Below are 25,959 nucleotides of genomic sequence, written 5' to 3' on the forward strand. Positions count from 1 at the left end.
GACTTGCCGTGGACGCTATTACCCTGACCCGCCCCGATGATTGGCATCTTCATTTACGCGATGGCGAGGCGTTAAGCGCCGTGGTGGGGCATACCGCCGCCCAAATGGGCCGTGCGATTATTATGCCTAACTTAACCCCACCGGTAACGACCACAGCACAGGCACTTGAATACCGCGAGCGTATTCTGGCCGCATTGCCTGAAGGCAGTACATTTGAGCCGTTGATGACGCTCTATCTGACGGACACCACGCCACCTGAAGAGATTGAGCGCGCAGCACAAAGCGGCGTTATCAAGGCCGTCAAACTTTACCCTGCTGGCGCTACCACCAATTCGGATTCTGGCGTTACGGATCTAGCCCATTGCGATGAAACCATCGCGATGCTCGCCAAGGTGGGCATGCCACTGCTAGTGCATGGTGAAGTCACCACCGCCGATATCGATATCTTTGATCGTGAAGCGGTGTTTATTGAACAAGTAATGAAACCGCTGCTGGCGCGGCATCCGTCGCTGAAGGTTGTGTTTGAACATATCACCACTCAGCAGGCGGCAGAGTTTGTTGCCGAGGCGCCGGATACTATTGCCGCGACGATTACCGTTCATCATTTGCTGTTTAACCGCAATAAGATGCTGGTCGGTGGAATTCGTCCGCATTATTACTGCCTGCCTATTCTTAAGCGTGAGCAGCATCGTCAGGCACTCTTGAAGGCCGCTACCAGCGGTAGCCCCAAGTTCTTTTTGGGCACCGACAGTGCCCCCCATGCGCAGGGCGATAAAGAGTCCAGTTGTGGCTGCGCTGGCGCTTACACGGCCCCTGCTGCCATCGAGTTATACGCCAAGGCGTTTGATGAAATGAACGCACTGGACAAGCTTGAAGCGTTTGCTAGCCTCAATGGCCCACGTTTTTATGGCTTAGCGCCCAATGCCGATAAGATTACTCTGGAGCGTAAAGCTTGGCAGATGCCCGAAAGCTATCCCTATGTCGGAGATAAAAAGATTATTCCGCTGTTGGCAGGCGAGTCGCTTGAGTGGTCAATCAAGGTGTAATAGTTTGTGGCAAGAAAAACGGAGCCATCAGGCTCCGTTTTTTTGTGGCTTGCAAAGTGACCACGGATTAATGCTGGCCAAGCGTCAGAAGCATTTGATCCACCATGCGTGATGAGTGAGCTGCCGCTATATCCAGGAACTGCTCAAAAGAGAGGTGGTTATCTTCAGCGCCCGGAATATCGGAAAGCGCACGGATCACCACGAAAGGGCATTGATAAAGATGGCAGGTTTGGGCAATGGCGGCTGCTTCCATCTCTACGGCAAGCATGGTTGGAAACTGGGCACGGGTAGCGGCCACGCGTGCAGGGTCAGACATAAACGCGTCGCCAGTGGCTATTAGTCCTTCACGAACACTAACTTCTCCCAAGACATCAATTGCCTGGCGGGCAATGCCACGCAACTGAGTGTCAGCAACGTAAGCTGCCGGCATACCGGGCACCTGGCCTATTTCATAGCCAAATACAACGGCGTCCACATCGTGGTGACGAACCTCATCAGAAATGATCACATCGCCAATCTTGAGGTCGCTTGCAAAGCCGCCGGCTGAGCCTGTATTGATAATGGCATCCGGCTGGTGGCGCTCTAACAAGATAGCGGTACCCACCGCTGCATTGACCTTGCCAATGCCCGATTGCAGGATAACGACTTCAAGGCCGTGACGCATGCCGGTATGAAATACAAAGCCTGCGTGTTCATAGCGCTCGGCGTTGTCGAGCTGCCCAACCAGAATGCTGATTTCCTGGGCCATCGCGCCAATAATACCAATACGTTTCATAGGGTAGGCTCCTTCATTAAACCAAAAAAATTAACGACATGGAGCCTAAACTTCGGCGTCGTGGCGTTCAGCCGCTTCAAGCGTGTTTTCAAGCAGGGTGGCCACGGTCATCGGCCCAACTCCACCAGGGACTGGGGTAATAAAGCTGGCGCGTTCGGCGGCTGCGTCAAAATCAACATCACCTATGAGTGATCCATCGTCCTGACGGTTGATGCCTACGTCGATTACGATAGCGCCTTCCTTGATCCATTCCCCTTTTACTATGCCGGGCTTGCCAACAGCGACCACCACCAGATCTGCGCGGCTTACGTGCGCCTCCAAGTCGCGAGTAAAGCGATGGCAAACGGTCGTCGTGCAGCCAGCAAGCATCAATTCCAGCGCCATGGGGCGACCAACAATGTTGGAAGCCCCCACAATAGTGGCATTGAGCCCGCGCACCGCAAGGCCGCTTTGCGCCAGCATGGTCATGATGCCTTTGGGCGTGCAAGGGCGTAATGCTGGAAGCCGCTGGGCAAGGCGCCCAAGGTTGTAGGGATGAAAACCATCGACATCCTTACCGGGATGAATGCGTTCAAGAATAGGACCGGCATCCAGATGACCGGGCAGGGGTAGCTGAACAAGGATGCCATCTACGTTTTCATCTTCATTAAGCTGATCAACCAATGTTTCAAGAGCCTGCTGCGTGGTATTGGCGGGAAGCTCGTGCTTGAACGAGTGAATCCCTGCCTGTTCGCAGGCGCGGTGTTTGTTACTAACATAAACATGAGACGCCGGGTCTTCTCCGACCACAACAACGGCTAGTCCTGGTGTGCGCGCGCCAGCTTGCTGGCGTGCCGCTATCTTCTCGGCAACGCGTTGACGGACATGAGCAGCGATGGCTTTTCCATCGATAAGTTGGGCGGTCATTTAAAAGATCCCTGTGAAGGTTGAAACTTTGGCGCAAAAGCCTGCGGGCTCGAGCGCTTTCTATGGCGGGCAATTTTCGCATGCTAGGGCGGTCAGGCAAAGCACCGTCACGACCAATCACTTTAAGTGTTGACTTTAAATTTAAAAATAGTAATATATGCCTCGCTTGAGACGGGCAGCGCGGTAAGCGTCAAGAGTGATAAATCGGGATGTAGCGCAGTCTGGTAGCGCGCCTGCTTTGGGAGCAGGATGTCGGGGGTTCGAATCCCTCCATCCCGACCACACTTAGCGTGAAAGGTGGTACATTGCTTTTCCGAGCGTGGTTGTGGTCAAGTGCTCATCGGTATTCAGCTTGTTTCGAATGCTTTACGTGCGCCCATAGCTCAACCGGATAGAGCAACGGCCTTCTAAGCCGTAGGTTGCGGGTTCAAGTCCTGCTGGGCGTGCCATTAATAAAGCGTTTAAATGGTCAAAGCCGGTTAGGTGCTCCAAGATTTGTAGTGCTATCAATGGTGGATGTAGCTCAGTGGTAGAGCCCCGGATTGTGGCTCCGGTGGTCGTGGGTTCGATCCCCATCATCCACCCCATTCGATAGAAGCAAGACCCCCAGTTTTAGGTTGTGGTGGATGTAGCTCAGTGGTAGAGCCCCGGATTGTGGCTCCGGTGGTCGTGGGTTCGATCCCCATCATCCACCCCATTAACCTCCCTCGTTATTTTCCTTAGTTCTCCTGTATTTATTTTCTATCCACTTAGCTGTGGTTTTTTGTGTTTCTGTTTTTTGCCTATCATTTCCTAATTACCTACTAGGCATATGGCACGCGTTTTCGCCTGGCCATCTATTGCTACCCATTTATTGCTATATTTCTGTAGCAACTTTTCCATATTAAATGCTGCATCCCTAGTGCTGCCGCTTTTATGTAATTTCTTTGCAGGCGCTCAGCATAGGCACTTTTAACCATTCTATTTTGGCTCTTAGAGGTTGCTTACCCTTTTTATCCTGAGTATCAGCGTTCGGCAGTTAAGTCATCTTTTACAGCGTTTTCAACAGATTTAATTGCTGTATTTGATAGTTAAAAGAGATTTTTTGACTATATGAAAGGCCCTCAGTTGGTGATATTTTTCAAATACTTATTAATCTAGCCTTTGTTTATATTAAATACAGATTTTACTTCGAAGGGGCATGTAATGACGCGACAAACGTTGGTGTTGGGTGCAGGCATGGTGGGTGTCAGTATCGCGTGGCATTTGCAGCAGCGTGGGCATCAGGTCACGCTGGTGGACCGCCGTCAGCCTGGCCGAGAAACCTCGTTTGGTAACGCAGGTATTATTCAGCGTGAGGCTGTCCGCCCATACGCGTTCCCTCGTGACATGAAAACAATCTTAAGCGTGCTGCCTAACCGCCGCGTGGATATTCGCTACCGCGCGGCCGGTATGTTGAATGCTGTCTCTCCGCTATTAAGTTATTGGCATAACTCTTCATCTCGGCAATATAAAAAAATCGTTCCGGAGTGGGCTTCCTTGATTCAGCTATGTCTGAAGGCGCACGGGCCGATGATAGAAGCCGCAGGCGCTGAGTATTTAGTACGGCGGAAAGGTTGGTTGGAGATTTATCGTACTCAAGCGCGCCTAGATAAGCGTATTGAGGAAGCTGAAGAGGCACGTGCGTTCTACGGTGTTCAGTTTGATGTTCTCGATCGTGCGAGTATTGAACGTAAAGAGCCTGATCTAGGAAAAGATATTATAGGGGCTATTCACTGGTTGGATCCCTGGACCGTGTCCGACCCTGGCGCGCTAGTAGCCGCTTATGCTGACGATGTGACTAAAAAGGGCGGGCAGATTATCCAGTCGGATATTCAAAATATTGAGCAGGTAGGAAAGCGTTGGCGGGTGGTTACCCAGGCGCAAACGCTGGAGGCCGATGAAGTGGTGGTGGCCTTGGGGCCTTGGGCCGGCGATTGGATGAAAGGGCTTGGTTATCATTTCCCTACATTTGTGAAGCGTGGCTACCATATGCACTATGCCACTAGGGCGCCAGCCAAATTAAACCACTGGCTGATGGATGCGGAAGTTGGCTATTTGTTAGCGCCCATGAACGCAGGGGTTCGTCTGACCACGGGTGCTGAACTAGATCGTATGGAGTCACCTGCCGATGAGCAGCAGTTAGGTGCTGCGGAAAAAGTGGCACGGAGCATTTTTCCACTGGCTGAGCGGCGCGATACGGCAGCCTGGAAGGGCGCCAGGCCCTGCTTGCCCGATATGAAACCTATTATTGGCCCGGCGCCGCGCCACCCAGGGCTATGGTTGGCGTTTGGCCACGGTCATCAAGGTTTTACCCTTGGCCCGGCAACAGGGCAACTGCTGGCTGACATGATGGAGGGCAAGCCAACCGAAATAGATATGGCGCCATTCCGGGCAGATCGTTTTTAGGTCCTGTCTGAAAAGTGTCTGCACTCGATAATACGGCGTTAAAAATCGGCTCGAGCGCGAGTCCGATCAGAATACTCATTTACACGAGTAAACTCCGTTTCTTCGCCGGTTTTTGCCTTGTCTTATCATCGCTCGTCAATTTTTCAGACAGAACCTAGATACCTGTTTTGCTTTTGTGGGTTCGCGGTATCTTTGCTAGGCTGGGTAAACGTTTCGTTCTGAGGGTAGCTTTATGGATGTGTCTATCAACAATATGGTAAGCGCAGCGCTTTATATGAATCAGGCGCAAACCGCTGAACAGGTTCAGATGCAAGTGTTCAAAGAGGCACTCGATATTCAAGCTCAGCAGGTAACGGAAATCATGGCTTCTGCTAACCTGGGTGCCGAACCTGGTCTTGCTCAAGAAGGTAATCTTGGAACGCTGGTTAATACCTACGCTTAAGCTAATACCTGCCGCTAAAAAACGCCGACTCGCTCGGCGTTTTTTTATGGGCTTTTTTTCAAGGATGGCGTTTGCTTGATAAGCATGCGTAAACATATAGCTTAATTAATGGCTTAACCATTGCTGTTTTTAGAAGCGCTCGCCATTGAATATTAAGTCGTACCAAACTTTTACACAAAGCAATGCAACTGCTACATATATAAGTGTGGGTTTTGAATTATTACCGCCTAGTCAGGCGAAATTGACCAGAAAAGGAATCATTATGAACAAGGAAGCGTTGAAAAAAATCAGTATTCTAGGCGTGGCGTTGGGTCTAAGTGCAAGCCCTTTAGCGTTTGCTAGCAGCCAAAACGACTCGACTACCGGTGCCCATGGAGCGGAGCACCAAGAAACGATGAATAACCAGCCGCGGGGTGCAGCCGCGCCTACCGGCAACCAGGAAGAGTGGCAAGAAGGTGGTGGTGAAGGAGAAGGTCCTGTGATTGATCCCGAAAATCAGGGGCATCACCTTGAAAGCCACGCCACAGGTCAAAGCGAAACGGTAACTCAGCCCCGTGGCGCTGCCGTACCTACCGGTAATAAAGAAGAGTGGCAAGAAGGGGGCGGCGAAGATGAAGGTCCGGTAGAGGAGGTCGACATCAACACTCAGACCCAGGGAAGCCATGCAACCCACCAGGGTGAAACGATCGATAGTCATCCGCGTGGTGCCGCCGAGCCTACTGGTAACACAGAAGAGTGGCAAGAAGGTGGTGGCGAACAGGAAGGTCCGGTAGTCGAGTAAGCGCTTTATTATGCCCCGCACACGCGGGGCATAACCACATCGCTCGTTTCCTGCGCTAATACTTCCTTGTTGATGAACATAGCACCTAGCCCCTCCTAACGTTACAATCTCGCCCAATTCTGAATAACTTAGCCAGGATAGCTTGAAGTTTAAGCCCATGGTTGAGTACCAATTTCTGTAGAGGCAAGATGAAAGACACTCAGTTAGCCCAAGAAGCGGAGCTTAGACGCACCTTTGCTATTATTTCGCACCCTGATGCGGGTAAAACAACCATCACCGAGAAAATGCTGTTATTCGGTAATGCCATACAGCTAGCGGGTTCGGTGAAGAGTAAGCGTAACGATCGCCACGCAACGTCTGACTGGATGAAGATGGAGCAGGAGCGGGGTATCTCAGTAACAACCTCTGTGATGCAGTTTCCTTATAGCGGGCGAATCGTCAATCTGCTGGATACGCCAGGACACGAAGACTTCTCAGAAGATACTTACCGCACGCTAACGGCCGTTGACTCCGCCTTAATGGTGATTGATGGGGCCAAGGGCGTTGAGGATCGGACCATCAAGCTGATGGAGGTGTGTCGTTTACGTACCACGCCCATACTGACCTTCATTAATAAGATGGACCGCGATACCCGTGACCCTATTGAGGTTATGGACGAAGTCGAGACCGTCCTGAATATTCAATGCTCGCCCATGACCTGGCCGATTGGCATGGGGCGCCGTTTCAAAGGGGTGTACCACCTCTACAATGATGTGCTTCATCTGTATACCCAAGGGCAGGGCAGCCGGATACCGGACGATAAACGCATAGAAGGGCTTGATAACCCTGAAGTTGATGCCGTGCTGGGTGAAGAGCAGGCCGAAGAGCTGCGCATGGAAGTAGAGCTGGTGCGCGGTGCTTCTCATGAGTTTGATCTTGAAGCCTACCGCCGTGGTGAAATGACCCCGGTTTACTTCGGCACCGCTATGGGTAACTTTGGCGTACGCGAAATGCTCGATGGGTTTGTTGAGTATGCGCCTGCGCCTCAGCCCCGTGAAACCGATACTCGAGAAGTTACCGCCTGTGATGATCGGTTTACGGGGTTTGTCTTCAAGATTCAGGCCAATATGGATCCCAACCACCGCGATCGTATAGCGTTTTTACGTGTTTGCTCTGGCAAGTACGAAAAGAACATGAAGATGCGCCATGTGCGGATTGGCAAGGATATCAAAATCGCCGATGCGCTGACCTTTATGGCCTCGGACCGCTCTCATGTGGAAGAAGCTTGGCCCGGCGATATTATCGGCCTACACAACCACGGCACCATTCAGATCGGCGACACCTTTACCGTTAGCGAAGATATGCGCTTTACCGGCATACCGCACTTCGCCCCTGAATTGTTTAAACGTGTACGCCTGAAAGATCCCTTGAAGATGAAGGCGCTGCAGAAGGGTTTGCAGCAGCTTTCTGAAGAAGGCGCGACACAGGTGTTTATGCCCATGGATAACAATGACCTGATCCTGGGTGCTGTGGGTACGCTGCAGTTTGATGTGGTCGCCCACCGCTTGAAAGAGGAGTACAAGGTCGACTGTATTTACGAAGGCGTTAACGTACAAACTGCCCGCTGGGTGTATTGTGAGGACGCCAAGATGCTTGAAGAATTCAAGCGTAAGGCCAGCACGAACCTGGCCATTGATGGCGGCGGCTACCTGACCTATATTGCGCCTACCCGTGTTAACCTGCAGATGACCCAGGAGCGCTGGCCGGATATTCGCTTCCAGCCTACTCGCGAACACTAAACAAGCACTAGGATAATAAAGGGGCTGCAATGCCCCTCTCATAGAACACTCATAGAGCACGCTTTTAACGCCCAGGAAAATGCTCAGTCGAATGGTGGCAGCCTTGCCAAGCGATGGTTTTGTACTGGAAACGGATAGCCCTGATATGCCTCTAAGCGGCCACCAAGGCGAACGCAATGAGCCTAAGCGCATCGCCGAGGTGTGTCGTGCCGTGGCAAAGCTTCGTGGTGAAACGGAAGCAGACATTGCGGCGTATAGTACGGCCAACGCCGCACGGCTGTTTGGTCTGACGTTTGTTTAAAAGCGACCACGCGCTAAGTTCTGGTCGTTGGCATACCTGTTAAATGCTAACCTTTTAATGCCATTGCCACTTGCTCCGGATCGAGTCGCTCAATCGGGTAGGGTAGCGGTAGTAGCGTTAACAGGTTTCCCTCCCAATAGAGCGGCATATTTTCTTCGACTGCCTTGGTATTCATGACGGCAAGCAATTCCACCGTATTGTTATCTCGCCTGACGCTTGAAACGACTTCGCCCATTGGCTTGTCTTGCTCGGTTATCAAACTGTCGCCGGTGCCCGGAAGCTCGGTGGTGTTAAGCGAGGCGTGCGCCAGACGCTTTTTAACCTGCCCGCGAAAATGTGCGCGTGCCACGACTTCCTGCCCGGTGTAACACCCCTTTTTAAAACTGATGCCGCCCAGCGCTTCCCAGTTCAACATTTGGGGTAAAAACTGATCCTGCTGGGCCTCGGTCAACCATGCAAGCCCGCAACGGATATCTTCAAGCGCCCAGGCAGCTTGCTGGGCCTGATCATCGATAGGGCCATTCAACATTGTACTGGAAGTGCAAAACAGCCAGCGCGGTGTGGTGCCAGGCAGGCGCACAACGCTTGTCTGATCATTGCCACACTGCGCAAAGTCCTTTTCAGGCAGAGTCAACCCAAGGGAACTCGCTAAGGCGCTTGCGTTCTCACTTGCTCCAATAAACGTAACTGACGTGTCGTGAATCAATTCGGCCCGGTAGAACGCGGCAAACTTCTTTAAATGCGCTGCTAATGGCGGAGCTAACGAGGCACTTAATACCAGCCTGAAATGTTCGGCATTAACGCGAAGCAATTGGCCGTTGGCCAGCATTCTGCCCTTGGGAGTACAAAAACAGGTCAGCGGGGCAAATTCACCATTGGCCAAACTGACCTGTGCGCTGGTTTGACCTTGCAGGAATTTTTCAGCATCCGCCCCTTTCACATCCAGCGCCGCTAGGTGGTCAAGGCGCACGTTGTCGGTAATCGTAGTAGAGGGGATAACCTTGGACATATAAACTCCTGGATGGGGCATGACTGAAAAGGTCTGTAAGAATGAGTCAGTGATATATTGGGCTTTTAACGTGCGGGCATAAGGCACTAATTGCAAGGTGTCTTTAGCGTGCTAGACTCTTTGGTCTGTAACAGTTTTGCATAAGGTTAAGCGAGGTAGGCAGAGCAATGGCACAGCAATCATTAACTTTTAAGGGCGTAGAAAACGCCGATCAGGTCAACAAGATTACCACAGCGTTGATGATGCTGGACGGCGTTGATAGCGCCGAAGTAGGTCGTTACGGCGCTGATGTAGAGGGCCGTGTTAGGCGGGAGGCATTAATTGCCGCCGTCGAAAAGCTCAAACTGGGAGTTAAAGTATCCTGATGCATCCGCCTATTACGGTCATTAGCCAGCGTAACCACGTATTTCGCCAGCGTATTGAAGTCGAGAGCCTAGAGGCCTTGTATGCTGATGTTCCTGAGGTGGTCGGCGGAGAAGGCAGTGCGCCAGACCCTCATGACTACTTTGATATTTCGCTCGGCACATGCAAGGCCATCACCATACAAATGTATGCTCGACGCAAACAGTGGCCGCTTACGGCGATCACCGTCACGGTGCAGCGGGATGATAGTCAGGAGGCCAAAGGGACGTACAAGCTGAATGTGGTGTTGACCCTGCATGGTATTACGGACCCTGAACAGCGAGCCAGGCTTGAAGAAATCAGTCATCGTTGCCCCATTCAGCGGCTTATGACCCAGGCAACCATCGATATCACGACCCAAACGGTTTAATTTCCTAGTTAGGAGCGACGATGAGCAAAGAGTTTCGGTTACAGTCGAAATTTAAGCCTGCCGGCGACCAGCCAAACGCCATTAAAGGGTTAGTAAGTGGCCTGGAGTCAGGTCTTGCCCATCAAACGCTACTTGGGGTAACCGGGTCGGGCAAAACCTTTACCATGGCGAACGTGGTTCAGCAGCTACAGCGCCCAACGATCGTCATGGCGCCCAATAAGACCCTGGCCGCGCAGCTTTATGGGGAGTTCAAATCGTTTTTCCCCGATAATGCCGTTGAGTATTTCGTATCGTACTACGACTACTATCAGCCGGAAGCCTATGTGCCTTCGTCCGATACGTTTATCGAGAAAGACGCATCAATCAACGACCATATCGAACAGATGCGGCTGTCCGCTACCAAGGCGCTGCTAGAGCGCCGCGATGCCTTGATTGTGGTGTCGGTGTCGGCTATCTACGGCCTGGGTGACCCGGACCAGTACCTGAAAATGCGCCTGCACTTTACCCGGGGCGAATTGATTGACCAGCGAGCATTTCTGCGCCGCCTGGCCGAGCTTCAGTATACCCGCAATGACATGGATTTTCGTCGCGGTACCTACCGGGTTCGTGGGGATGTGATTGATATCTTTCCGGCTGACTCCGATGAAGATGCGGTTCGTGTTGAGCTGTTTGATAACGAAATCGACTCGATCCGAATATTCGATCCGCTAACCGGGGACATACGCCATCAGGTTCCGCGGATGACTATTTATCCCAAGTCTCACTATGTCACCCCGCGTGAAACTATCCTTGGTGCTATCGACGCTATTAAAGGTGAGCTCAAGGAACGGCTGGACTGGATGCGCAAGCATGAGCGCTTGGTTGAAGCACAGCGCCTTGAACAGCGCACCCTTTATGATATTGAGATGATGCTGGAGCTAGGTTACTGCAACGGCATAGAAAACTATTCACGCTACTTATCCGGCAGAGCGCCTGGCGAGCCGCCGCCCACGTTCTTTGATTACCTGCCTGATGACGCGTTGCTGTTTATTGACGAGTCTCACGTCAGCGTGCCCCAGGTAGGTGGTATGTATAAGGGCGACCGTTCACGCAAGGAAACCTTGGTAGAGTACGGCTTTCGCCTGCCTTCAGCGCTGGATAACAGACCCATGAAGTTTGAGGAGTGGGAGTCCATTGTCCCTCAGGCTATATTCGTTTCAGCTACGCCGGGCAAATATGAAGCGGAGCATGCCGGGCAGGTGGTAGAACAGGTTGTGCGGCCTACCGGCCTTCTAGACCCTGAAATTGAAGTTCGCCCGGCCAGTACCCAAGTGGATGATCTGTTATCCGAAATTGGTTTGCGTACCGCAGTCGGGGAGCGTGTGCTGGTCACTACGCTTACCAAGCGCATGGCCGAGGATCTGACTGAATATTTTGATGAGCACGGCGTGCGCGTGCGCTATTTGCACTCCGATATTGATACCGTCGAACGCGTGGAAATCATACGCGATCTTCGCCTGGGTAAATTCGATGTGCTCGTCGGGATTAACCTGCTCCGCGAAGGTCTGGATATTCCGGAAGTCTCATTGGTAGCGATCCTTGATGCTGACAAGGAAGGTTTCCTGCGCGCTGAACGTTCGCTGATCCAGACCATTGGGCGCGCGGCACGTAATGCTCACGGTAAAGCCATTTTGTACGGTGATCGTATTACCGATTCAATGCGCAAGGCGATAGATGAGACCGAGCGCCGTCGGGCCAAGCAGCAGGCGCATAACGAAAAGCACGGTATCACGCCGACCACCGTGACGCGTTCGGTCGCTGATATCCTGGAAGCTGCGCAGGCACCTGGTAGCAAGAAGAGTAACCGTAAACGTGGCGCTGAACGCAAAGTGGCTGAGGGTGTAGGCAGTTACGATATCACCAACATGGGTAAGCATGACCTGCTGGCGGCCATCAGCAAACTGGAAGATGCAATGTTTGAAGCGGCTCAGAATCTGGAGTTTGAAGAAGCGGCGCGCCTGCGCGATCAACTGCATCAAATGAAAGAAAAACAGCTGGCGCTAGGATAACGCATGCCGGAAGGGCCCGAAATTCGTCGTGCAGCAGACCGTATAGAAAAGCAGATAGGCGGCCGGGTGATTGATGATGCCTAGTTCGCCTTTCCCGAGCTTGCCAGTCAGGCAAGTGCTCTGGTCGGCATCCAGGTAACGGCGATAGATACACGGGGCAAGGCCATGCTGATACGTTTCGCCAACCAGCAGGTGCTTTATTCGCATAACCAGCTATACGGCGTATGGAAGTTGCATCGTACTGATCAGCCGCCCGCCACCCAACGTTCCCTGCGAGTGCGCTTGGAAACCGAGGGTAGGGTGGCCAGCCTCTACAGCGCCTCGGATATTTCACTCTGGCAGGCGGATGAGCTTGATCAACATCCTTTTCTAGCCCGTCTGGGGCCAGATTTACTAAGCGAGCATGTAACAGCAGCGGATGTGCTAACGCGGCTGGCCTTGAAGCAGTTCTATAGGCGTAGCATGGGTGCTTTGCTGCTGGACCAAGGACTGGTAGCCGGACTGGGTAACTATCTGCGCTCGGAAATTCTTTTCTTTGCTCAATTGCATCCTCGGCAACGGCCTGCTGATATCACCCATGACCAACAGGTAATGCTAGCGGGCCTGTTTGTAGGTGTTACCCGCCAGGCGTATGAGTTGGCCGGGGTAACCAATACGCAGGCGTGGATTGAGCAGGCGATTGCCTCGGGCGAGTCGCGTCGTCAATGGCGCTTTGCAGTATTTGAAAGGGCGGGGCTTAGTTGCCATCGCTGTGGCGATATTATCGAACGTATGATGGTGAGCTCCCGACGTCTCTATTGGTGTCCCACCTGCCAATCAGGCATTAAATGACTTATACCGTTATCTTGTTTTCACTCCAAAAAATTAGCATAGACTTAAGTACACAGAGATGGCATGCGGTAGAAGCTGCCGCTTGTAGGCCAATACGGTATACTCCTTGCACGCTTAAACGGCCATTTCCATATGGGTAAAATGGTTGTAGAAAAGACGAAAACCAAGGAGCCGTTACTCCATGACCGTGATTCGCCAGGACGACGTGATTCAAAGCGTTGCCGATGCTCTGCAGTATATCTCTTACTATCACCCGAAAGACTTCATCGACGCGATGAATGACGCGTATCTACGTGAGCAGAACCCCGCCGCTAAAGACGCTATCGCACAAATTCTGATCAATTCAAGAATGTGCGCTACCGGCCATCGTCCCATCTGCCAGGATACCGGTATCGTAACCGTGTTCGTTCATGTGGGTATGAACGTCACCTGGGAGGCTGACATGAGCCTTGACGATATGGTGAATGAAGGCGTCCGTCGGGCGTATCTGCTACCGGATAACGTGCTGCGTGCTTCGGTACTGGCAGACCCGGATGGCAAACGCCAGAACACCAAGGATAATACGCCAGCCATCATTCATCACAAGCTTGTGCCTGGTGATAAAGTGGATATTCACGTGGCGGCGAAGGGCGGCGGTAGCGAAGCCAAATCCAAGTTTGCGATGCTGAATCCTTCCGATAGCGTCGTTGACTGGGTAATGGAGCAGCTTCCCAAGATGGGCGCTGGCTGGTGTCCGCCGGGTATGCTGGGGATTGGCATTGGCGGCACTGCTGAAAAGGCTATGCAGATCGCCAAAGAGGCGCTGCTTGATCCGATCGACATTCAAGACCTTCAGGCACGAGGCCCCAGCAATCGCGCTGAAGAGCTGCGCCTAGAGCTTTTCGATAAGGTCAATAAAAGTGGCATTGGCGCTCAGGGCCTCGGCGGGCTTACCACTGTCCTGGATATTAAGGTCAAGGATTATCCGACCCATGCGGCTAACAAGCCCGTTGCCATCATCCCTAACTGTGCCGCCACTCGGCATGCCCACTTCACACTGGATGGCTCTGGCCCGGCAGCCCTAGCGCCGCCCAAGCTCGAAGACTGGCCAGAAATTACCCGGGAAGCCGGGGATAATGTAAAACGTGTCAATCTGGACAGCATTACGCCTGACGAGGTGAAAACCTGGCAGCCGGGCGATACGCTGTTGCTCAACGGTAAACTGTTGACCGGTCGCGATGCCGCTCATAAGCGCATGGTGGACATGATCGCCAAAGGCGAACCGTTACCGGTAGATATGAAAGGCCGGTTTATCTATTACGTGGGCCCGGTTGATCCTATTGGTGATGAGGTAGTGGGCCCAGCTGGCCCGACTACGGCCACCCGTATGGATAAATTTACCCGTACCATGCTGGAACAAACGGGCCTTCTAGGAATGGTAGGTAAAGCTGAACGCGGTTTGGAAGCCATTGAAGCCATTCGTGACAATGAAGCTGTTTATTTAATGGCGGTGGGCGGCTCGGCTTACCTTGTGGCGCAGGCGATTAAAAAATCTCGCGTGGTGGGTTTTGAAGACCTGGGCATGGAAGCCATATATGAGTTTGAAGTTGAAGATATGCCGGTGACCGTGGCAGTTGATAGTCAGGGAACGTCGGTACATCAAACTGGGCCCGCGAAGTGGAAAGAGATCATTGCCCAGACCGCTTAACGGCGCTTGTGCTGTGAGATGAACCCACAAAAGCCCCGCGAATACGGGGCTTTTGTGTATTTTAATCAGTTACAAACGTTGTTGGAATATTAATACGCTTGATGGGGAGTGAGTATGGCCTCTTGGTTGCTAGGGACTGGCATTATGCTGATACACCTTTTGGGAATTGTATCGGCCATTATGGCGCTGATGTCGAGCCGGACGTCGCAAGGCGCCATCGCATGGATTATCTCGCTTTTCACCTTTCCTTATGTAGCGTTACCTGCCTACTGGTTTTTTGGGCGGCCGCGTTTTTACGGCTATGTAATGGCCCGGGGAGAGCGCGACAATGTGCTTAGGCGCGTGTTGGCTCGCTATCAAGAAAGCGCCCGACCTTTTTTGGCGCCCCCTGTGAATTCTGATATTCAGGCAGTCGAGCAGCTGGCCATGATGCCGTTGACACGAGGCAATAACGCTACGCTGTTAATTGATGGTGAAGCCACCTTCACGAGTCTGTTCGAAGGTATTGACAGGGCAGAGCACTACTTGCTGCTGCAGTTCTTTATTGTCCGTGATGATGCGCTTGGTCGTCGGCTTCATCAGCATCTTTTGAAAGCCGCCCGTCGTGGCGTGCGTGTGTATTTTTTGTATGACGAAGTGGGTAGTCGCAAGCTCAACGAAGGCTATTTGAAAGAGCTGGCTGCTGAAGATATTGCCGTGAGCCCGTTTCGTTCCTCGCGTGGATTTAAACATCGGTTTCAACTGAATTTTCGTAATCACCGTAAAATTGCCGTGATTGATGGTAAGCAAGGATGGCTTGGCGGGTTCAATGTAGGCGTAGAATATTTGGGCCAGCACCCAAGACATGGTCCCTGGCGGGATACCCACTTGATGTTGGAAGGGCCTAGTGTGCTAGGTCTTCAGGAAGCATTCTGGGAGGACTGGCATTGGGCAACGGGTGAGGTGGCTAGCTTGAACTGGCAGACCGAAAGCCATTCCGATAGCGATTACCATGTCGTTATAGTGCCATCGGGGCCAGCCGATAAGCAGGATACCGCCAGTCTGTTAATCCAGCAACTGATTCATAGCGCAACCCATCGTCTATGGGTAACCAGCCCTTATTTTGTGCCTGATCAGGGGGTTCAAGACGCGTTACGGCTAGCCGCCATGCGTGGAGTTGATGTTCGAGTCATGATTCCTGAGCGGCCCGATCATCTGCTGGTGTTTCTCTCGGCCTTTTCATTTTTACCGGATATGTTAAAAGCAGGAGTAAAAATATACCGTTATCTACCTGGGTTCCTACATCAAAAAGTTATCTTAATAGACAGTGAAGCAGCTACCGTAGGTACGGTAAACTTAGATAATCGTTCATTCAGACTTAACTTTGAAATTACCGCCTTTATTCCCACCCCCGCATTTGCAGAACAGGTGCAGCAAATGCTGGAAGAGGATTTCGCTCAGTGTCGCCGCGTTACTATTGATGAGATCCAGCAGCGACCTTTATGGAAAAAAGTGGTATCCAGGGCAGCTTATTTAATGTCACCTATACAGTAAAATTAACAGAATAAAACATAGACAAACTAGTGGGCAGAGGAGTGTGGGGTGAATCTTGAAACAAAATGGCTTGAAGATTTTGTTGCGCTTGCAAATACACGCAGTTTTTCTGCATCCGCTCGCCAGCGTCATGTCACGCAACCGGCATTTAGCCGCCGTATCCGAGCGTTAGAACAAGCAGTGGGGGTAACACTTGTAGACCGCTCCACCACACCCGTAGGGCTTACCTCGGAAGGGCAGCTGTTTCTGGTTACCGCACGCAATCTGGTCGAGCAGCTCAATGAATCCTTGGGCCATTTACGCGGACTTTCCATTGCCAATGAGGCGCTTGATATTGTGGCTGCCCACTCGCTGGCACTAAGTTTTTTCCCCCCCTGGATATCGCGCTTACAAAAGGGGCTGGGTGAGCTGCCCACTCGACTGGTAGCCATGAACGTTGGTGAGGCTATTCATGTACTTCGCGAAGGCAATTGCGATCTCATGCTGGCCTATTACGACCCCTTTGCCACCATGCAGCTAGATGCCGAAGTGTTTCCCTCATTTTCGATAGGCAAAGTCAAGATGTTGCCGGTTTCACTCCCCAATGAAACGGGCAAGCCATGCTTTTCGCTGCAAAATGATACATCGATCCCTTATCTGGCCTATACCCAAGGTGCATTTTTAGGTCGCAGCGTACGTATGCTTCTTAAAAACGACCCATTACGGATGAAATTACGCACCGTTTATGAAACAGCCATGGCGGAAGGCTTGAAAGGCATGGTACTTCAGGGCATTGGGGCTGCATGGATCCCGGATTTTTGTATTCGAGAGGAGCTTAAAAGCGGGCGTCTGGTAAGAGCAGGAGATGAAAGCTGGGATATACCGCTTGAAATCCGCCTTTACCGCTGCTCTTTGGTCCATAAACCCGGCGTTGAGAAGCTCTGGCGGCAAATGATGAAACTGCCGCGAGATTTTTTGCAAGCATGATGGCGGGGCTAAGTACCAAAGTCGGCGGGCAAGCCCAGGAAGTTCTGAATAATAAAAAAATGATCTTCAAACAGACTGTCTGGCTCCAGATCTGCCAGTGCGACCCAACGTGCATGGTCGCCGCCTTTTGCCGGCTTCAGACGCGGCAGCTGCTGATCCGGTCGTAACGCAAAGTAAAAGGCTTCCGCGAGCGTCCGGCCCCGCCAACTGCGGTGGGGTTCGTCGAAAAGCCGCTGTCCGCGCAGTGAGCCTTTTAGCACCGGTTCAGGTACTTTTAGGCGCAACCGCTCTCTCAGTTCGCGCATGCACGCATCCAGCAAACGCTCATGAGGATTGATAAACCCGCCCGGAAGCGCGAATAGCCCTTTTCCTGGTGCCGCATTACGCTGCACCAAAAGCACGTGTCCTGACTGAACGACAACCGCATTTACGGTAACAAAAATCGGGGGATAGGGCGCCTGTGCCCAGGCATGGTGATACTGCTCAAGCAATTTCTGCTCTTCAAGCAACTGGGAATAAGCATCACCCTGGCAAAAATCACTCACACTATCAACTACGCCTGGGGACAGGTCGTGGTAGGCCCCAGTACTCAAATACTCATCAGCCGAGCTGGTTGAACGAAACAGTCGCTCGCGGATCTGGCTGGCCGATATTCCCTCTACCAACGGCACGCTGACGGACTCCCACTGGGGAAAAAGCGCCAGATAGTAGCTGGATTGGCCTCGACTTGCGCCAATCAATCCAATTCTTGGCAATCGTGAACAATTAGGTGCTGCTAGGTCGCGCACTTTACGCTGTACATCTCTTACCCATACGTCGTCGTTATACAGTGCATCAAGTAGCGGCGTTATTTCCAACCGCTGATTGTCATCATCATCAAACCCCGAGCGAATCATCGCTTGACGTTCTTCAAACCGCCAGGGGTTACGCAGTGAACGCGCCTGCCACGCCGAGCCAACCAGCACTATCACTTGCCGAGCCTGTTTAAGCGCCTCACGGATAACGGCTAAATGTCCTAGATGAGCAGGCTGAAAGCGTCCAATAAATACCAAACAGTCAAAGGTATAGGCAGGCATAGAGCAATTAGCATCAAAAGCCATGATACTTCCTTGGGCGTTTGGTTAATAAAAAACTATTATGAATAGCGAGGTTATAGCGTGCAATGTGATCCATACTGCGCACTGCGTCAGTATTCGGTATGCTGATAAGCTAGTGTATATAAAGAACCATTAAGTTACTCAAGGGAATGAATATGATTAAAAGCACCCTCATGTTTTGGTGGAAGGTGACAAAGGATGCAGTAGCGCTCTGGCTTGAGCGTAATGCATTTAGCTATGCAGGCTCGCTTGCCTTTTATACGTTGTTCTCACTGGCCCCCACGATCATTATTGCAGTGACAGTAATTGGTGTTGTACTGGGTGAAGACGCCGCACAAGGACAAATTGTTGCTCAGTTACAAGGCTCGTTAGGCGTTGACGTAGCTTCTGCTATTGAAGGCGCTGTAGCTCAGTCGCGGATTGAAGAATCAGGTTTACTACCCACTTTGTTAGGTGTCGGTGCGCTCTTAGTCGGAGCCACAACGGTCTTTGCACAAATGCAGTTTTCATTGAATACCATTTGGGGAGTGACCGCTAAACCCACCAGTAACAGTATGTTTATATTTATTAAGACCCGCCTGCTATCACTCACCGTTGTACTTTCTATTGGGTTTATTTTGCTGGTTTCTCTCGTGCTGGGCGTTGTATTGCGGGGCATGATCCAAGTGGCCAACGATATCATTCCATTGGCAAACTATTTCACGACAACTCTGGAATCGCTTATTTCACTGGGTGTTGTAACCCTACTGTTTGCAACCATCTTCAAGGTGCTGCCAGACGTAGTACTGCGCTGGCAGGACGTATTTATCGGCGCTGTCGTCACCGCCATATTGTTTACAATCGGCCGCAACGTGATTGCGGTTTATCTAGCCTATACTGCGACTGCATCGACGTACGGCGCAGCAGGGTCGGTCGTCATGGTATTGCTCTGGGTTTATTATTCATCCCTTATTTTGTTATTTGGTGCCGCATTTACGCGCTCTCTTCTATTGCGTCGAGGCAGAAAGCTTATTCCTCGAAATAGCGCCGTGCTGGTCAAACAGGAATTGCTGGAGACTGAGCCACGCGAACCCAAGCACCATAAGCACCAAGATTCCGGTGAATAGTGATGAAAAGTTGTTGCCTGCGTGCATTCGTGACTGGAAAAGTACAGGGCGTGAATTATCGCCGTACCGTCCAGAAACAGGCTTTGCAAGCCAATATAACTGGCTATGCCAAAAATCTTGCTGATGGGCGGGTTGAAGTGCTGATGTGCGGCGATTGCAAGAAGGTTAAAACACTAAGCGAATGGCTATGGCAGGGACCCGCGGATGCGCGGGTCACCCATGTTGAATGTGAAGTACTAACCCTGTGCCATACGCCTGATAACTTTTCTACACAGTAGTTGCGATCTGTTTTTTCCACCCAGCAATATTATTGGCAGTTAGCGCGACAATATTTTGGCGCGCTTCCGGCGTTATCCAGGCGTTGTGTGGCGTCACGATAAGATTAAGCGGCTCTGACAAGGCATCAAGTAACGGGTGACCATCACGAGGAGGTTCTGCGGGCAGTACATCAACTGCCAAGCCGCCGATAGTGCCTTGGCGTAGCGCCTCAAGGGCTGCTGTTTCATCGATAATGCCACCGCGAGCACAATTGACTACTAAAAGCGATGATTTAGCAGCCGCTAAACGTTGGCGATTAATAAGATGCTGAGTATCAGCATTTAACGGGCAGTGCAGACTGATAATATCGGCCTCGGGCAACAAATCATCTAATGAGGGGCGTGAATCCTTGGCCTCATTGCCGGGGCGGGCCGCAAACGTGACCTGCATACCAAATGCCTCTGCCAAGCGGGCCACTTCAGTGCCTAGCTCACCTTGGCCAACCATCACCAACCGCTTGCCGGCCAGCTGTAGCGTCGGGTGGTCCTGTAGGCAGAAGAAGTCGCTACGCTGCCAGGCGCCGTTTGCCACTTCACGCTGATACAGAGGCAGCCGGTTTGCTAATGTCAGCATCAGCATTAACGTATGCTGGGAAACGCTTGCAGTGCCATAGGCCGTTACGTTTTTAACGCTAATGTTAAGTGCCTTGGCAGCTTCAAGGTCAATATTGTTAAGACCTGTCGCCATTACGCATATCAGGCGAAGCGAGGGCAGCTGTTGCAGCGTTTCTGCGTCGAGTACGACCTTGTTAACCAGGGCAATGTCAGCGTTGGCCAGGCGTTCTATGGCTTGATGGGTAGAGCTTTGGTCGAACACATCAAACTGGGTAACTACATCGCGAATTGCGCTTAAATCGATCTGGGGGCCGAGGCTTTTGGCATCTAACATCACTGCATGAGGCATTTTGTTCTCTCCAATGACTGCCGAGGAGCAGTTAGCCTTGCTCGGCAGGGGGCACAAAAGGGTATAATATTGCCGCTTGATCAACCGCAGCCTTGGATTTTATCTCGGCAGGCCACATATTCGCAGCTGGCTGCGTTTATATACGCCAATATCCTGTCGTCGTTGAGCTTTTCAGGAGTTATCAACATGCCTATCTATGAATATGAGTGCAAGGCCTGCGGCCATCGCATGGAAAAATTGCAGAAAATCAGTGCGGACCCGCTAAAAGAGTGTCCGGCATGCAACCAGAATGATTTGGAGCGGCTAGTATCCGCAGCCGGCTTCCGCCTTGCAGGCGGTGGTTGGTATGAAACCGATTTTAAAACGGGAAGTAAGAAAAACCTGGCAGCTGATGCAAAGGGAACGTCTTCCAGCGCCAAAAGCGACACTACTTCCAAGTCAAAAGGCGCCGCAGCCTAAGTTGCGGTTGTCTGAGCCTAATGGCTCGTGACACCTTATTTGCCACGTAACAGAACAGGATTTGACATGCGCAGCCATTATTGCGGCCAGCTAAACGAGACATTGGTAGATCAAACGGTCACCGTTTGTGGATGGGTACATCGTCGTCGCGATCACGGTGGGGTAATTTTCCTTGATATGCGTGACCGCGATGGTATCGCTCAGTTTGTGGTAGACCCGGATACCGCCGATGCGTTTGCTAATGCCGACCGCGCTCGCGGTGAGTATGTTCTGCGTATTACCGGCCGTGTAAGATTGCGTCCTGAGGGCACCCAGAACTCCAACATGCCGACTGGTATGATTGAGGTACTGGCGAAAGAGGTGGAAGTGCTTAACACAGCGGCGACGCCGCCGTTCCAGCTTGATGAGCATGGCAAGGTAGGCGAAGAAGTACGCTTAAAGCACCGCTATATTGACCTGCGTCGCCCTGACATGATTGAGAAGCTGCGCCTGCGCTCACGTATTTCTCACAACGTTCGCGCGTTTTTGGAAAACCAGGGTTTCCTGGATATTGAAACACCTATTCTTACCCGGGCCACCCCGGAAGGCGCCCGTGACTACCTGGTGCCTAGCCGTACTCATACCGGCAGTTTCTTTGCACTGCCGCAGTCACCACAGCTTTTCAAGCAGCTGTTAATGGTGGCGGGTTTCGATCGTTACTATCAAATTGCCAAATGCTTCCGTGACGAAGACCTGCGCGCTGACCGTCAGCCTGAGTTTACTCAGATTGATATCGAAGCCTCTTTCGTGGAAGAAGACGACATCATGGGTATTACAGAAGCCATGATTCGTCAGCTTTTCCAGGAAGTGCTGAGCGTTGAGCTGCCCGAATTTCCGCGCATGACCTGGCAAGAAGCCATGGATCGCTTTGGTTCAGATAAGCCGGATCTGCGCATTCCACTTGAACTGACCGATGTTGATGACCTGATGCAACAGGTCGATTTTAAAGTCTTCTCTGGCCCCGCCAGCGCTGAAGATGGCCGCGTTGCTGCCCTTAAAGTACCGGGCGGCGCCAAGCTTTCGCGCAAGGAAATCGACGAATACACCAAATTCGTGGGTATCTACGGTGCGAAGGGACTGGCCTGGATCAAGGTCAACGAACGTGCCAAAGGGCTCGAAGGGCTTCAATCGCCTATCGTTAAGTTCATGGAAAACATCGTTGAAGAGCTTCTTGACCGTCTGGGTGCGGAAGATGGCGATATCATCTTCTTCGGTGCCGATAAAACACGCATTGTCAATGAAGCTATTGGCGCGCTACGCGTTAAGCTGGGCGCAGATCTGGATCTGTACACCCAAGCCTGGGCACCGCTATGGGTTGTCGACTTCCCGATGTTCGAAGCCGATGATAACGGTCGCTTGAGTCCGCTGCACCACCCGTTTACAGCACCGTCCTGCACGCCGGAAGAGCTCAAAGCCGATCCAGCGAAGGCGCTTTCACGCGCTTACGACATGGTGCTTAACGGCACTGAGCTTGGCGGCGGTTCCATCCGTATCCATAATCAGAACATGCAGAGCACCGTGTTTGAGATTCTGGGCATCGGTGAAGAAGAAGCGCAAGAAAAATTCGGCTTCCTGCTGGATGCGCTTCAGTACGGCGCACCGCCCCATGGTGGCCTGGCATTCGGTCTGGATCGTCTTGTCATGCTGATGGTTGGTGCCAAGACCATCCGTGAAGTTATCGCTTTTCCGAAAACCCAGAGCGCGGCCTGCTTGATGACCGACGCGCCGGGTGAAGTCAGCCCAGAACAGCTGAAAGATCTGAATATTCGCTTACGCCAGAAAGTGAAGCCTGAAGCGGCAACCGAGTAACACGTCGGCGACTGATCAGATAGCCTCAACGTTCATGGTTGTCTGGTCCTCAATCGCTAAAACACCGACGCCCCGGCGTCGGTGTTTTTGTTTAAAGAAGAGAGCATAAGTGTCATGGATGGAGCACAACCCGGATTACCGGTTCGAATTCTCGGGATAGACCCAGGTTCACGTATTACCGGTTACGGTGTTATTGACCTGAAAGTGGGCAAACCAAGTTATGTTGCCAGCGGCTGTATCCGTACATCAGATGGCCCACTTGAGCAGCGTTTGGCGCAAATATATGCCGGGTTAAGTGAAGTTGTTGGATTGTATTCGCCCACTGACACAGCCATTGAGCGAGTTTTCGTGTCGAAAAATGTCGACTCGGCACTCAAGCTAGGCCAGGCGCGGGGAGCAGCACTGGTATGCATGGCAAACCATGGGCTGAGCGTTGCCGAATATGCGGCGCGACGTATCAAGGAAGCGGTTACCGGCCAGGGCGGGGCTGATAAACTACAGGTACAGCATATGGTTACGACGCTGTTAAAACTTTCTGCCACGCCCCAGGCAGATGCAGCCGATGCCCTGGCCATTGCGCTTACCCATGCTTATTCACGTAACGGCTTACCTACCACTTCCAGTGGGCGCAGTCGGCGGGCTTCCACCGGACGTTGGCGACTGTAACCACTACTGGTCACATGTACAGAGTAGCATTATAGTAAACGCCTGTTTTTACTATCGAGAGCGTATTTATGATTGGACGTCTAAGTGGCTATCTGCTGGAAAAACAACCGCCCTGGATTGTCATTGATGTTCATGGTGTGGGTTACGAGCTTGAGACTTCAATGAATACGTTGGTATCGCTACCTGCCTTGGGTGAAAGCACGTCACTGTATACTCACTTGACCATTCGCGACGACGCCCATCTGCTCTACGGGTTTGCCCGTGAGCATGAGCGCGCACTGTTCCGAGCGCTTATCAAGGTCAATGGCGTTGGCCCAAAATTGGCACTTGCGATCCTTTCAGGCATGGACGAAGACGCCTTTATGCGTTGTGTCCGTGACGACGACAGCAAGGCACTTACCAAGCTGCCGGGCGTGGGTAAAAAAACCGCTGAGCGGCTTATTATTGAAATGCGCGACCGTTTCCCTGAGTGGGAAAATGGCTCTTACGCGCCTCTTCCCCTGGAAGCAGCCAATGGCCAACCTGTCCGCAATAGTCTGGCTGATGCGGAATCCGCACTGGTAAGCCTGGGCTACAAACTGACTGAAGCCAGCAAAATGTTGGCAGACCTTGATCCTCAGCAACCAACCGAAGCCTTGATCAAGGCAGCGCTGACACGCCGCATGAACGGTTGATTATGGCGTGATCTTGGTCACACAAGTACTGCTTATGCATACGTCAGGTAGACCGCCGGATATTCAAGAAGAGCCCCTATGTTAGAACATGATCGATTGATAACTGCCGAACCAGAGCAAGGAGAAGGGCGCATTGACCATGCCATTCGTCCTAAGCGACTGGATGACTATATCGGCCAGCCGCGGGTCCGCGAGCAGCTGGAGATATTTATCGGCGCGGCCCGACTCCGCGAGGAAAGCCTTGATCATACCCTTGTGTTTGGCCCCCCGGGGCTGGGTAAAACGACGCTGGCTAATATCATAGCTACCGAGATGGGCGTTGGACTCAAATCAACCTCGGGGCCGGTACTGGAGCGCGCAGGTGATCTGGCGGCCATGCTGACCAATCTTGAACCTGGCGACGTGCTGTTTATTGATGAAATACACCGGCTATCGCCGGCAGTTGAAGAAGTCCTCTATCCCGCGATGGAGGATTTTCAGCTCGACATCATGATCGGTGAAGGGCCGGCTGCCCGATCAATCAAATTGGACCTGCCTCGTTTCACCCTGGTCGGGGCGACAACGCGGGCCGGGCTTTTAACCTCTCCGCTGCGTGACCGCTTCGGCATTGTTCAGCGCCTTGAATTTTACAGCCTTGAAGAGCTAACCGAAATCGTCACCCGCTCGGCACGCCTGCTGGGTGTGGAAACCAGCCATGAGGGCGCTATTGAAGTGGCCCGTCGTTCGCGCGGTACGCCACGTATCGCCAACCGCCTGTTACGCCGCGTGCGCGACTATGCGGAAATGAAAGGTAACGGCACGGTAGACGTTGATCTGGCAGACGCGGCGCTGAACATGCTCAATGTGGACCACTACGGGTTGGACCATATGGACCGGCGCCTGCTGCTGGCGATGATTGACAAGTTCGAGGGCGGCCCGGTGGGGGTGGATTCGCTCTCCGCCGCCATTGGGGAGGAGCGTAATACGATTGAGGACGTTATTGAGCCGTACCTCATTCAGCAGGGTTTGATGATGCGTACACCTAGAGGCCGCACGGTAACGCGCCAGGCCTGGCTGCATTTCAATCGTGTTCCCAATGAGCACTCGGTCGATATGGAAGGAGAGCGTCGACCATGAGTGCTTTGTCCACGAGTACTTCGTTCTCGATGCCCATACGTGTTTATATGGAAGATACTGACGCGGGTGGTATTGTCTACTACGTTAACTACCTGAAGTTTATGGAACGGGCGCGCAGTGAATGGCTACGTGCCCAAGGTCTTGATCAGCAAACGTTGCTAGACGAAGGCACGCAGCTAGTGGTATATCGCTTAGCCTGTCACTATGCAAAACCAGCACGCCTGGATGAGGCTTTGGAAGTTACCGCAAGCATTACTGACGTAGGCCGTTGCCGTGTAACGTTTGAACAGCGTGTGCAACGTGGCAAGGAACTCCTTTGCAGCGCGACGGTCGAGATTGCCTGCCTGGATGCGAAGCGCCTTCGGCCTAAAGCCTGGCCTGCAAGCTTTAAGGCAGGACTGCATACTTAACGACGGTTTAGTAACCTTAAAACCACCACTTTGTCGGTAATGACCGACGTAAATAGATTG

Annotated in this window: 24 protein-coding genes, 4 tRNA genes and 2 pseudogenes; 25 read left to right on the plus strand and 5 right to left on the minus strand. The window is 52.2% G+C overall.

What is annotated here, in order from left to right:
• Nucleotides 1-8: 8 nt before the first annotated feature.
• The gene (gene pyrC / locus ELY25_RS08560; protein WP_126950868.1) at nt 9-1,046 is read left to right on the plus strand and encodes a dihydroorotase; all 1,038 of its coding nucleotides are present in this window, start codon (nt 9-11) and stop codon (nt 1,044-1,046) included.
• A gap of 67 nt (nt 1,047-1,113) precedes the next feature.
• On the opposite strand, the gene mtnN is transcribed toward pyrC, so the two are convergent.
• Nucleotides 1,114-1,821, minus strand: a complete 708-nt coding sequence (gene mtnN, locus ELY25_RS08565; RefSeq protein ID WP_126950869.1) for a 5'-methylthioadenosine/S-adenosylhomocysteine nucleosidase — start codon at nt 1,819-1,821, stop codon at nt 1,114-1,116.
• A gap of 45 nt (nt 1,822-1,866) precedes the next feature.
• The gene (gene folD / locus ELY25_RS08570) at nt 1,867-2,727 is read right to left on the minus strand and encodes a bifunctional methylenetetrahydrofolate dehydrogenase/methenyltetrahydrofolate cyclohydrolase FolD (protein WP_126950870.1); all 861 of its coding nucleotides are present in this window, start codon (nt 2,725-2,727) and stop codon (nt 1,867-1,869) included.
• Between the two features lie 205 nt (nt 2,728-2,932).
• On the opposite strand from folD, the gene ELY25_RS08575 reads away from it, so the two are divergent.
• From ELY25_RS08575 to ELY25_RS08615, 9 genes and pseudogenes are all read left to right on the plus strand, one after another.
• Nucleotides 2,933-3,009: transfer RNA gene (locus tag ELY25_RS08575), tRNA-Pro, on the plus strand.
• A 90-nt stretch (nt 3,010-3,099) separates the two neighbouring features.
• Nucleotides 3,100-3,176, plus strand: a tRNA-Arg gene (locus ELY25_RS08580).
• A 63-nt stretch (nt 3,177-3,239) separates the two neighbouring features.
• Nucleotides 3,240-3,314 (plus strand) — tRNA-His (locus ELY25_RS08585).
• Between the two features lie 35 nt (nt 3,315-3,349).
• Nucleotides 3,350-3,424, plus strand: a tRNA-His gene (locus ELY25_RS08590).
• Between the two features lie 488 nt (nt 3,425-3,912).
• The gene (locus ELY25_RS08595) at nt 3,913-5,154 is read left to right on the plus strand and encodes an NAD(P)/FAD-dependent oxidoreductase (RefSeq protein ID WP_126950871.1); all 1,242 of its coding nucleotides are present in this window, start codon (nt 3,913-3,915) and stop codon (nt 5,152-5,154) included.
• A 232-nt stretch (nt 5,155-5,386) separates the two neighbouring features.
• Nucleotides 5,387-5,596, plus strand: a complete 210-nt coding sequence (locus tag ELY25_RS08600) for a putative motility protein (RefSeq protein ID WP_126950872.1) — start codon at nt 5,387-5,389, stop codon at nt 5,594-5,596.
• A 262-nt stretch (nt 5,597-5,858) separates the two neighbouring features.
• Entirely contained in the window at nt 5,859-6,377 is a 519-nt protein-coding gene (locus ELY25_RS08605; RefSeq protein WP_126950873.1) for a hypothetical protein, read from the plus strand.
• 188 nt (nt 6,378-6,565) lie between these two features.
• Nucleotides 6,566-8,155 carry a peptide chain release factor 3 gene (locus tag ELY25_RS08610; protein ID WP_126950874.1) on the plus strand — a complete coding sequence of 530 codons (1,590 nt, stop codon included), beginning with the start codon at nt 6,566-6,568 and terminating at the stop codon, nt 8,153-8,155.
• Nucleotides 8,156-8,231: 76 nt separating this feature from the next.
• A pseudogene (locus ELY25_RS08615) lies at nt 8,232-8,456 on the plus strand (TatD family hydrolase); the annotation flags it as partial.
• Nucleotides 8,457-8,502: 46 nt separating this feature from the next.
• Here ELY25_RS08615 and ygfZ read toward each other — a convergent pair.
• The gene (gene ygfZ / locus ELY25_RS08620) at nt 8,503-9,465 is read right to left on the minus strand and encodes a CAF17-like 4Fe-4S cluster assembly/insertion protein YgfZ (protein ID WP_126950875.1); all 963 of its coding nucleotides are present in this window, start codon (nt 9,463-9,465) and stop codon (nt 8,503-8,505) included.
• Between the two features lie 167 nt (nt 9,466-9,632).
• On the opposite strand from ygfZ, the gene ELY25_RS08625 reads away from it, so the two are divergent.
• The 7 genes and pseudogenes from ELY25_RS08625 (at nt 9,633) to ELY25_RS08655 (ending at nt 17,302) form a co-directional block, all read left to right on the plus strand.
• Nucleotides 9,633-9,830 carry a hypothetical protein gene (locus ELY25_RS08625; protein WP_126950876.1) on the plus strand — a complete coding sequence of 66 codons (198 nt, stop codon included), beginning with the start codon at nt 9,633-9,635 and terminating at the stop codon, nt 9,828-9,830.
• The gene (locus tag ELY25_RS08630; protein WP_126950877.1) at nt 9,830-10,237 is read left to right on the plus strand and encodes an OsmC family protein; all 408 of its coding nucleotides are present in this window, start codon (nt 9,830-9,832) and stop codon (nt 10,235-10,237) included. Before ELY25_RS08625 ends, ELY25_RS08630 begins: the two co-directional genes overlap by 1 nt.
• A 20-nt stretch (nt 10,238-10,257) precedes the next feature.
• Nucleotides 10,258-12,285, plus strand: coding sequence for an excinuclease ABC subunit UvrB (uvrB, locus tag ELY25_RS08635; RefSeq protein WP_126950878.1), 2,028 nt, complete (start codon nt 10,258-10,260; stop codon nt 12,283-12,285).
• A gap of 3 nt (nt 12,286-12,288) precedes the next feature.
• Nucleotides 12,289-13,116: pseudogene (nei, locus tag ELY25_RS08640) on the plus strand (endonuclease VIII).
• Between the two features lie 181 nt (nt 13,117-13,297).
• On the plus strand, nt 13,298-14,803 hold the full coding sequence (locus tag ELY25_RS08645) for a fumarate hydratase (protein ID WP_126950879.1): 1,506 nt from the start codon (nt 13,298-13,300) through the stop codon (nt 14,801-14,803).
• A gap of 114 nt (nt 14,804-14,917) precedes the next feature.
• Nucleotides 14,918-16,336 carry a cardiolipin synthase gene (gene cls / locus ELY25_RS08650; RefSeq protein ID WP_126950880.1) on the plus strand — a complete coding sequence of 473 codons (1,419 nt, stop codon included), beginning with the start codon at nt 14,918-14,920 and terminating at the stop codon, nt 16,334-16,336.
• Between the two features lie 48 nt (nt 16,337-16,384).
• A complete protein-coding gene (locus ELY25_RS08655; RefSeq protein ID WP_126950881.1) occupies nt 16,385-17,302 on the plus strand; it encodes a LysR substrate-binding domain-containing protein in 918 nt (305 codons plus the stop codon).
• An 8-nt stretch (nt 17,303-17,310) separates the two neighbouring features.
• On the opposite strand, the gene ELY25_RS08660 is transcribed toward ELY25_RS08655, so the two are convergent.
• Nucleotides 17,311-18,402 (minus strand): bifunctional nicotinamide-nucleotide adenylyltransferase/Nudix hydroxylase, encoded by a 1,092-nt coding sequence (locus ELY25_RS08660; RefSeq protein WP_126950882.1) that lies wholly within the window; start codon nt 18,400-18,402, stop codon nt 17,311-17,313.
• Nucleotides 18,403-18,554: 152 nt separating this feature from the next.
• Between ELY25_RS08660 and ELY25_RS08665 the strand changes: the two genes are divergently transcribed.
• On the plus strand, nt 18,555-19,505 hold the full coding sequence (locus tag ELY25_RS08665) for a YihY/virulence factor BrkB family protein (RefSeq protein ID WP_126950883.1): 951 nt from the start codon (nt 18,555-18,557) through the stop codon (nt 19,503-19,505).
• Between the two features lie 2 nt (nt 19,506-19,507).
• Nucleotides 19,508-19,783, plus strand: coding sequence for an acylphosphatase (locus tag ELY25_RS08670; RefSeq protein WP_126950884.1), 276 nt, complete (start codon nt 19,508-19,510; stop codon nt 19,781-19,783).
• On the opposite strand, the gene ELY25_RS08675 is transcribed toward ELY25_RS08670, so the two are convergent.
• Nucleotides 19,773-20,726: a D-2-hydroxyacid dehydrogenase gene (locus ELY25_RS08675; protein ID WP_126950885.1), complete on the minus strand. Its 954-nt coding sequence runs from the start codon at nt 20,724-20,726 to the stop codon at nt 19,773-19,775. The genes ELY25_RS08670 and ELY25_RS08675 overlap by 11 nt on opposite strands.
• Before the next feature lie 186 nt (nt 20,727-20,912).
• Here ELY25_RS08675 and ELY25_RS08680 point away from each other — a divergent pair, with 186 nt between their 5' ends.
• From ELY25_RS08680 to ybgC, 6 genes are all read left to right on the plus strand, one after another.
• Nucleotides 20,913-21,185, plus strand: coding sequence for an FmdB family zinc ribbon protein (locus ELY25_RS08680; RefSeq protein WP_126950886.1), 273 nt, complete (start codon nt 20,913-20,915; stop codon nt 21,183-21,185).
• 66 nt (nt 21,186-21,251) lie between these two features.
• The gene (gene aspS, locus ELY25_RS08685; protein WP_126950887.1) at nt 21,252-23,033 is read left to right on the plus strand and encodes an aspartate--tRNA ligase; all 1,782 of its coding nucleotides are present in this window, start codon (nt 21,252-21,254) and stop codon (nt 23,031-23,033) included.
• Nucleotides 23,034-23,147: 114 nt separating this feature from the next.
• Nucleotides 23,148-23,699 (plus strand): crossover junction endodeoxyribonuclease RuvC, encoded by a 552-nt coding sequence (gene ruvC, locus ELY25_RS08690; protein ID WP_126950888.1) that lies wholly within the window; start codon nt 23,148-23,150, stop codon nt 23,697-23,699.
• Between the two features lie 68 nt (nt 23,700-23,767).
• Nucleotides 23,768-24,373 (plus strand): Holliday junction branch migration protein RuvA, encoded by a 606-nt coding sequence (gene ruvA, locus ELY25_RS08695; protein ID WP_126950889.1) that lies wholly within the window; start codon nt 23,768-23,770, stop codon nt 24,371-24,373.
• A gap of 78 nt (nt 24,374-24,451) precedes the next feature.
• The gene (gene ruvB / locus ELY25_RS08700; protein ID WP_126950890.1) at nt 24,452-25,489 is read left to right on the plus strand and encodes a Holliday junction branch migration DNA helicase RuvB; all 1,038 of its coding nucleotides are present in this window, start codon (nt 24,452-24,454) and stop codon (nt 25,487-25,489) included.
• Nucleotides 25,486-25,899, plus strand: coding sequence for a tol-pal system-associated acyl-CoA thioesterase (gene ybgC, locus ELY25_RS08705; protein WP_126950891.1), 414 nt, complete (start codon nt 25,486-25,488; stop codon nt 25,897-25,899). The genes ruvB and ybgC overlap by 4 nt, the downstream gene beginning before the upstream one ends.
• Nucleotides 25,900-25,959 lie beyond the last annotated feature (60 nt).

The sequence above is a fragment of the Vreelandella populi genome (genome assembly GCF_003989825.1).
GTDB lineage: Bacteria > Pseudomonadota > Gammaproteobacteria > Pseudomonadales > Halomonadaceae > Vreelandella > Vreelandella populi.